The organism is Fulvivirga lutimaris (assembly GCF_009711525.1).
In the GTDB taxonomy this organism is placed as follows: Bacteria; Bacteroidota; Bacteroidia; order Cytophagales; family Cyclobacteriaceae; genus Fulvivirga; species Fulvivirga lutimaris.
This window is the reverse complement of record NZ_SMLV01000257.1, coordinates 1-8,778: the sequence shown is the minus strand read 5'-3', so window position 1 is coordinate 8,778 and position 8,778 is coordinate 1. Positions and strand designations below refer to the sequence as shown.

The window sequence follows — 8,778 nt, the reverse complement described above, 5'->3', positions numbered from 1 at the left end:
ATGGGCCTGGAATCAAGGAAGAGCATGGAAAATTAAGAGACTAATAGATAGAATGTTTGTCATTCTACCATTTGAAAAAGACTTTTATAAAAACTATGATTGGGAAGTTGACTATGTTGGGAATCCAGTGCTGGATGCTATCAAAAGTCACGAACAGAAGGAATTGCCTTTAGGAATCGAAAATAAAGAAGTAATAGCCGTATTACCCGGGAGCAGAAAGCAGGAGGTAACTAATGTTATCAACTTGTTGCCAGAGGTTATTAAAAGTAATCCAGAGTTATATTTTGTTATTGCAACTGTCGATAATCTCGATAACAGCTTGTATGATGCCGTAAATGGATATAGTAATGTTGAGCTAATTCAGGGTAGAACATACGATTTATTGCTGAAGGCAAAAGCAGCTATTGTTACTTCAGGAACTGCAACCTTAGAAACCGCACTATTAAAAGTGCCGCAAGTTGTTATTTATAAAACAAGCAGCATTTCTTATCATATAGGTAAAAGGCTTATCAAGGTGGGTTATATCTCTTTGGTTAACTTAATAGCAGACAAGCCAGTTGTAAAAGAACTTATTCAAAATGATCTGAATGAGGCTAATCTTAAAAACGAGCTAAGTAAGCTTGTTGAAAATGAGCAGCACAGAGCCCAGATCATTGCTGATTATAATAAAATATACGAAACCCTCGATGTAGGTTCAGCCAGCGATAATACAGCTAGATTAATTGTTAATTATCTAAAAGGCTAATTAAGCTACCTTAAGCTTGCTGTATTTAGACTTGTTGAATTTCTCCTCAGCATATGCCTTTGTAATCACCAGTTTTGAAGCATTCTTAGAAGAAGGCAATTCAAACATGGCATCATTAACAATGGCCTCGCATATCGACCTCAATCCTCTAGCACCCAATTTGTAGTCCATAGCTTTCTCAACTATGAAATCAATGGCACCTTTCTTGAACTCTACTTCAATATCCTCCATGGCAAACAATTTTTGATATTGTTTAATCAGAGCATTTTTAGGAGTGGTTAGTATTTGAGAGAGTGTTTGCTCATCCAATGGGTTGAGGTAGGTAAGCACTGGTAGCCTACCTATTAATTCAGGAATAAGACCAAAGCTCTTTAAGTCTTGTGCTGTAACATATTGCAGCAGATTATCATTTTCAACATCTAGGGGATTAATAGAATCCTCAGATGATGCAAAACCCAGAGGTCTCGTGTTCATTCTTTTAGCAATATTTCTTGAAATGCCATCAAAAGCTCCACCGCAAATAAACAAGATGTTTTCTGTGTTTACAGAGATCATTTTCTGATCTGGGTGCTTCCGTCCGCCTTGAGGGGGAACGTTCACTGTAGTGCCCTCTAATAGCTTCAAAAGGGCTTGTTGTACACCTTCACCACTCACATCTCTGGTTATAGATGGATTATCAGACTTTCTCGCAATTTTATCTAATTCATCTATGTAGACAATACCGCGTTCTGCAGCTTCTGTTTCATAATCAGCAGCTTGTAATAATCTGGTCAAAATGCTTTCAACATCCTCACCAACATAACCTGCTTCTGTAAGTACTGTAGCATCTGCAATACAAAAAGGAACTTGCAATATCTTAGCAAGCGTACGAGCCAGATACGTCTTGCCAGTTCCAGTTTCTCCCACCATGATGATGTTCGATTTCTCAATCGTAACATCATCATCGGAAGATTTTTGCATTAGTCTTTTATAGTGATTGTAAACAGCCACCGACATCACCTTTTTGGCCTCGTCTTGCCCAATTACAAACTCATCAAGAAACTTCTTCATGTCCATTGGCTTCACCAAATTAAAGCTGGGAAGTCCACCCTCATTGCTGCCTGATTTTTTTTCTTCTGACAATATCTGGTTGGCCTGAGTGATGCATTTATCACAAATGTGAGCATGAATACCAGATATCATTAAATCGACATCCTTTTTATTTCTACCGCAAAATGAACAAGTAACTTCTGACATTATTATTTCTTTTCTAGTACTTCATCAATAAGACCATACGCTTTGGCCTCGCTTGCACGCATCCAATAATCACGATCAGAATCTTTCTCGATTTTGTCGTACTTCTGCCCACTATGCTTTGCCAATATATTATATAAGTCCTTTTTTACCTCTAACGTTTGTTTCAGAGATATCTCCATGTCTGATGCCTGCCCTTGCATTCCACTCATTGGCTGGTGAATCATTATTCTTGCATGAGGCAATGCTGATCTTTTCTTTTCATGACCTGCCGCCAATAAAACTGCGCCCATAGATGCTGCTAAACCTGTACAAATAGTAGCAACATTAGGGTTAACATACTGCATAGTATCATATATCCCAAGTCCGGCATAAACTGAGCCTCCTGGGCTATTGATATACATGATTATATCCTTTTTTGGATCGCTTGATTCTAAGAATAGAAGCTGAGCGGTGATGATATTTGCAATTTGATCATCAATTCCCATTCCTAAGAAGATGATACGATCAGAAATTAGGCGAGTGAAAACATCAATCGCTCTGAAATTTCCTGGCCTTTCTTCAATAACATATTGAGTCATGTTTTGAATACTTGAAGCATAATCGTCAAAAGCATGGCCGCTTATGCCCTGATCTTTGATAGCAAATTTTCTGAATTCGTCTTTATTATACATATCTCTTAATAGCTTTTAAAATACTCAATGATAGTAAGAAAATCTAGATTTATATTAAAAAAGCCTACCGTTTATAGGTAGGCTTTTTAGAAACAATGCTATTTGTAAATTAGTTTGAAGCTACCTTTTTAAATTCATCAAGGTTAACCTTCTTCTCAGAAAGCGTGATTTTCTCCTGAATTAAATTCATCAACTTCTCTTCTCTTACTTCATTATAAAGCTTCATGTAGTTTTGGCCATTCTCTGCTTTTAGGTAATTATCAGCAAATGAGTCCATGTGATCTTTAAGCTGCTCAGCGGCACCAGCTCCACCCAATTGGCTCAGGATCATCATTTTTGCTCTATCCACAACCTCAGCGTTTTCAACATTTACCTTGTTTTCGTCACTGATTTTGTTTCTCAACAAGTCCCACTTAAGAGATCTTACATAATCGTCAAATTCTCTATCTATATCTTCCTGAGTAATTTTTCCTTCATTAGAAACAAGAAGCCATTTCTTTAAAAATTCCGTTGGAACTTCAATTTTAGTCTTCTCAATCAAATGATCTCTTATATCTCTATTAAGCAATAGAGTAGATTCTCGTTGGTAATTCTCTTCTACGGTTTGCTTTATCTTATCAGTAAACTCCTTTTCAGACTTAACTGCATCTTTACCAAAAACTTTATCAAAAAGCTCTTGATTAACCTCAGCAGGTTCAGTGCGATTAACATTTTTAAGTGTGAAAGTGAATTTGCCTTTGATGTCATGTGCTTTGTCATGGCCAATATCCAGCAATCTCATTAGATCATGATTGTCACTAACAAGCTTCTGAATATCAAACTCAACAATATCGCCTGATTTGATACCAACAAATTTCTTTTGCTCTTTCTTCTCAATTTTATCCCAATCTAGTAAGGCTTCATTTGAGATGCTGCCATCAACTTCCTGGAAAGTACCGAAGAATGAATCTCCTTCTTTGCTCACTTCCGGGTTAGTAACGTTTCCAAATTGTTTCTTAACATTATCAAGAGTCTCGTTCATGCCCTTTTTGTCAAGCTCAATCTTGTAAGATTTAACTTTTACTTTATCAGACAAGTCATATTTGAACTCACTAACCATTCCAATTTCGTAGTCAAACTCAAAGTCTTTCTGGTTTTCCCAGTCAATTTTTTGAGCTTTTTCCTGATCCGGCAATGGCTCACCTATAATTTGAATACCATTTTCTTTGATGTAATTACTCAAAGAACTTGATAATAAACTGTTGATTTCTTCAACGATGATGGATTTGCCATACATCTTCTTGATAAGACCTACAGGAACCTTGCCCGGTCTAAAGCCCTTAATAGTGGCTTTCTTAGCATATTCCTTAACTTTTTCTTCAACATGCGGTTGGTAATCAGCCTCGTTTAACTTAACTTTAATTGAAGCTTCTGTTGAATTTTTTTTGTCTAATGAGATATCCAAAGCAATAGATGTTTTGTGGTGATACTGTTAAAATTAAAAACCCTCAATCTCGATTTTTGTTAATCGCGATCGAGGGTATTTCTTTGTGCGGATGGAGGGACTCGAACCCCCATGCCGTAAAGCGCTAGATCCTAAGTCTAGTGCGTCTACCAATTTCGCCACATCCGCTACTCTAAAAATGGAGTGCAAATTTATTTATAATTTCTGATTGTGCAAATAGTTGGTTTTATATTTTTATAATTTTGGTCATACTTTTTTCGAATGATAGCAATTGACGTAGAAGAAGAGAATAAAGAGATAGTTCGGAGATACCGGCAGCTGCTTAGGCATGCTAAGCCTTTGCTGAAGGAAAATGACTCTAAATTAATCAGAAAGGCATTTAATACAGCGCTTGAGGCGCATAGTGGTACAAGAAGAAAATCTGGCGAACCTTATATCTTTCATCCAATAGCCGTAGCCAAAATTTGTGTTGATGAAATTGGGCTTGGCACAACTTCTATTATAAGTGCTCTTCTGCATGATGTTGTTGAAGACACTGAATGGACTATAAAAGATATTGAGCGTGACTTCGGTAAGAAGATAGCACGTATTATAGATGGGCTAACAAAAATTTCAGGTGTTTTTGAGCACGGTAGTTCGCAGCAGGCAGAAAATTTTAGAAAAATGCTTCTCACATTATCTGAGGATGTGAGAGTTATTCTGGTAAAACTGGCCGATCGGCTGCATAATATGCGTACACTGGATAGCATGCCGGTCAATAAGCAGTACAAGATCGCTAGTGAAACAATATTTTTATATGCTCCACTGGCACACCGACTTGGTTTGTATGCCATTAAATCAGAAATGGAGGATCTTTATCTCCGTTATACGGAGCCAGAGGTTTATGACGATATAATAAGGAGAATAGATGCTACCAAAGAAACACGCAATAAATTTATTAAGAGTTTTATAAGGCCTATTCAGAGGAATCTCAATGACCTTAATTTAGAATATATAATAAAAGGAAGGCCTAAGTCCATTTATTCCATTTGGAATAAAATGAAAAAACAGGGAATACCTTTTGAAGAAGTGTATGACCTTTTTGCCATTAGAGTAATAGTAGATGTTCCTTATGAAAATGAAAAGGCAGCTTGTTGGCAGGTTTATTCTATTGTTACCGACTTCTACAAACCTAACCCAGATCGACTTCGCGATTGGATAAGTACACCAAAGGCCAATGGCTATGAATCCCTTCATACTACGGTAATGGCAAAAAACGGCCAGTGGGTTGAAGTTCAGATTAGAGCGCGTAGAATGGATGATATCGCAGAGAAGGGGTATGCAGCTCATTGGAAATACAAAGACAACGAGAGCTCTGGCAATTCATCAGGACTAGAACAGTGGATATCTAAAGTTCGGGACATGCTCGAGCAGAACGACTCTTCAGCACTGGAGTTTGTTGATGACTTCAGAGGTAATTTGTTTAATGACGAAGTATTTGCCTTTACACCTAAAGGAGATTTGAAGACATTACCAAGAGGAGCCACAGCTTTAGATTTTGCCTTCGAAATACATACAGAAGTAGGAGCCAAGTGTATCGGAGCAAAAGTAAATCAGCGACTAGTACCTATTAATTATGCGCTCAAGAATGGTGATCAGGTTGAAATACTGACTTCTTCTAAACAAAAACCTAATGACGACTGGTTGCGTTTTGTCGTCACCTCAAAGGCTAAATCTAAAATTAAGGATGAGCTAAAAGAAGATAAGAAGCACATTGCCGATGAGGGAAAAGAAATAGCCATAAGAAAATTAAAGCATTTCAAAATAGATCCAAGCAATGAGGTCTTTGAAAAGCTGCGTGTCTATTTTGATATGCCTAATTTGTTTGACCTATTCTACAAAATTGGAGAAGGAGCAATAGATAATAAGGACCTTCGAAGATTTAAGGATCATAAGATGGATGCTCCTATTAAGTCTAGGCCAAATACAAAAATCCCGGATGCCAAGACCTTTGAGAAGGAACTTGTAAAAGTTAAGTCTGATGATGTCCTTCTAATAGGGGAGGATATGGACGTAATTGACTATAAATTGGCTAAATGTTGTAATCCCATTCCAGGCGATAATGTTTTTGGTTTTGTTACCGTTACAGAAGGTATAAAAGTACATCGAGTCTCTTGTCCTAATGCTCCAGAATTACTCGCTAATCATGGGCATAGGGTGGTTAAGGCTAAGTGGGCTTCTCAGCATCAATCCGCCTTCCTAGTAATCCTTAAGATAATTGGAACTGATAGGGTAGGTCTTATTAATGACGTTACGGGAATTATTTCTGACGAGTTGAAGGTAAACATGCGTTCAATGGCCATTGATACCGATTCGGGCATATTCGAAGGTGAGATAATGTTATATGTCAATGACACCCGTCATTTAGACCTTCTAATAAACAAACTAGACAAGGTAGAGGGGGTTGTGAAAGTAACTAGAAGGGATTCACAAGAATAAGGTAATACCTCAAGCAGATTCTTTAATAATATCTATATTTGCAATCCTTAAGATTAGGACTTTATGGCATTGAATGAAAAAGTATATAATGAGGTGAAAAAAATCTTCACTGCTTACCTTGAAAATAAGGGGTTGAGAAAGACACCTGAGAGGTACGCAATTCTTGAAGAGATATACACCCGTGACGGTCATTTTGATGTTGAGTCACTCTATATAAGTATGAAGAATAAGAATTATAGGGTGAGTAGAGCTACAGTTTATAATACATTGGACCTTTTGGTTGAATGTGATCTGGTAAGTAAGCATCAGTTTGGTAGAAATCTAGCTCAATATGAAAAGTCATACGGCTATAAACAGCACGACCATTTGATATGCACAGAGTGCCACAAAGTAGTTGAGTTTTGTGATCCCCGTATTCACAATATACAAACTATGGTGGGTGAGTTGTTAAACTTTGACATTATGCACCATTCTTTGAATTTGTACGGAATATGCCGTGATTGCCAAGTAAAAATAAAAACAGAAAAAGCGAACTAACATGAATTTTGAACATTCAGTTGTTGACAATATATTAAAACTAAAGTTAAGCGGAGATCTTATTGGAGAAGATAACGGCATAGATATTATTGAGATTATTAATAACCATATTAATAACAATGTAAAACTATGCGTGGTGGATATCTCAGGTTTAAGATACATTAATAGTAGTGGTATAGGTGTTTTAATTACCATACTTACAAAGTTTAGAAATAAGGGTGGAGAATTATGTCTGCTCAACCCATCTGAAAGTGTTAAGAAGCTTTTAATCATAACAAAACTCAATGCCATTTTCACAATTGAAGAAAATGAAGAGAATGCTATTGAAGTACTGAACAATTCTTTAAAATAATGAAATTGGATATTCTTTTAGGTCTCCAGTGGGGAGATGAGGGCAAGGGAAAAGTAGTTGATTACTTAGCTCCCAAGTATGATGTTGTAGCACGTTTTCAGGGAGGCCCAAACGCTGGTCATACTTTAGAGTTTGATGGAATAAAACACGTGTTGCATCAGATACCATCTGGTATCTTTAGAAAAGATATCTTAAACATTATTGGAAATGGAGTTGTACTTGATCCTGTAATATTCAAGAGAGAAGTTGATGCTTTGGATAAATATAATCTTGATGTAAAAAAGAACTTATATATATCTAAGAAGACTCAACTAATACTACCAACACACAGATTGTTAGATGCAGCTTACGAAGCTTCTAAAGGAAAAAAGAAAATTGGTTCTACATTAAAAGGAATTGGGCCAACTTATCAAGATAAGATTGCGAGGTTAGGACTCAGGGTTGGAGATATATTGCTGCCAACATTTAAGCAGAAATACGAAAAGCTAGTTGAAAAGCATATTCAAATACTTGAATTCTATAAAGCTGAGTATGAGCTTAAAGATTTAGAAGTCGAATTTTTTAAATCAATAGACTTTTTAAAGGAATTTCAGCTTATAGAAAGTGAATATAAAATCAATGATGAGTTGAAGGCTGGATCTCGGGTTTTAGCTGAAGGTGCTCAGGGTTCATTGCTTGATATTGATTTTGGCAGTTATCCGTTCGTAACCAGCTCTAATACTACAGCTTCAGGTGCTTGTAGTGGATTAGGTGTTGCTCCTAACAATATGGGAGAAGTCTATGGAATCTTTAAGGCTTATTGTACCAGAGTTGGGGGTGGGCCATTCCCAACAGAGCTATTCGATGATGATGGGACATTGATGCAAAAAGTCGGTAACGAATTTGGAGCTACTACAGGTAGACCCCGTAGGTGCGGCTGGTTAGATTTACCAGCACTCAAATATGCAATCATGATTAATGGAGTAACACAGTTATTCATGATGAAAGCTGATGTCCTTAATGTATTCAAAAAAATAAAAGTTTGTACATCCTATAAAATGGAGAATGGTGATCTCATTGATATCATGCCTTATGAGATAGTTGATGAAAAAATCGAACCAGTACTTCATGAATTAGATGGATGGGACTGTTCTTTAGATAACATCTCTGATTTCGAAGATTTTCCTAAAGAGCTCAAGGATTATATTTTCTATTTAGAGAAAGAACTTTCTGTTCCTATTAATATGGTTTCAGTGGGCCCAGATCGCACTCAGACTATAATTAGAGCTGAGGTCGTAGCTTAAAGAGAAATAAATAAATTTTTTTATGTTGAAGG

8 protein-coding genes and 1 tRNA gene are annotated in these 8,778 nt (G+C 36.7%); 5 read left to right on the top strand and 4 right to left on the bottom strand.

What is annotated here, in order from left to right; translation table 11 throughout:
- Window positions 1-745, top strand: a 745-nt coding sequence (locus tag E1140_RS03685; RefSeq protein WP_155179153.1) for a lipid-A-disaccharide synthase, incomplete at its 5' end; no start/stop codon positions are given.
- On the opposite strand, the gene clpX is transcribed toward E1140_RS03685, so the two are convergent.
- From clpX to E1140_RS03665, 4 genes are all read right to left on the bottom strand, one after another.
- Window positions 746-1,981 (bottom strand): ATP-dependent Clp protease ATP-binding subunit ClpX, encoded by a 1,236-nt coding sequence (clpX, locus tag E1140_RS03680; RefSeq protein ID WP_155179150.1) that lies wholly within the window; start codon window positions 1,979-1,981, stop codon window positions 746-748.
- Between the two features lie 2 nt (window positions 1,982-1,983).
- Entirely contained in the window at window positions 1,984-2,652 is a 669-nt protein-coding gene (locus E1140_RS03675) for a ClpP family protease (RefSeq protein ID WP_155179148.1), read from the bottom strand.
- A gap of 109 nt (window positions 2,653-2,761) precedes the next feature.
- Complete coding sequence (gene tig, locus E1140_RS03670; protein ID WP_155179146.1) at window positions 2,762-4,096, bottom strand: trigger factor; 1,335 nt, start codon at window positions 4,094-4,096, stop codon at window positions 2,762-2,764.
- Window positions 4,097-4,182: 86 nt separating this feature from the next.
- Window positions 4,183-4,264: transfer RNA gene (locus tag E1140_RS03665), tRNA-Leu, on the bottom strand.
- 93 nt (window positions 4,265-4,357) lie between these two features.
- Here E1140_RS03665 and E1140_RS03660 point away from each other — a divergent pair.
- The 4 genes from E1140_RS03660 to E1140_RS03645 all read left to right on the top strand — a co-directional run bounded on the left by E1140_RS03660 (window position 4,358) and on the right by E1140_RS03645 (window position 8,746).
- The gene (locus E1140_RS03660) at window positions 4,358-6,574 is read left to right on the top strand and encodes a RelA/SpoT family protein (RefSeq protein ID WP_155179144.1); all 2,217 of its coding nucleotides are present in this window, start codon (window positions 4,358-4,360) and stop codon (window positions 6,572-6,574) included.
- Between the two features lie 63 nt (window positions 6,575-6,637).
- Entirely contained in the window at window positions 6,638-7,111 is a 474-nt protein-coding gene (locus E1140_RS03655; protein ID WP_155179141.1) for a Fur family transcriptional regulator, read from the top strand.
- 1 nt (window position 7,112) lies between these two features.
- On the top strand, window positions 7,113-7,463 hold the full coding sequence (locus tag E1140_RS03650) for an STAS domain-containing protein (protein WP_155179139.1): 351 nt from the start codon (window positions 7,113-7,115) through the stop codon (window positions 7,461-7,463).
- Complete coding sequence (locus tag E1140_RS03645) at window positions 7,463-8,746, top strand: adenylosuccinate synthase (protein WP_155179137.1); 1,284 nt, start codon at window positions 7,463-7,465, stop codon at window positions 8,744-8,746. The genes E1140_RS03650 and E1140_RS03645 overlap by 1 nt, the downstream gene beginning before the upstream one ends.
- Window positions 8,747-8,778: the final 32 nt, after the last annotated feature.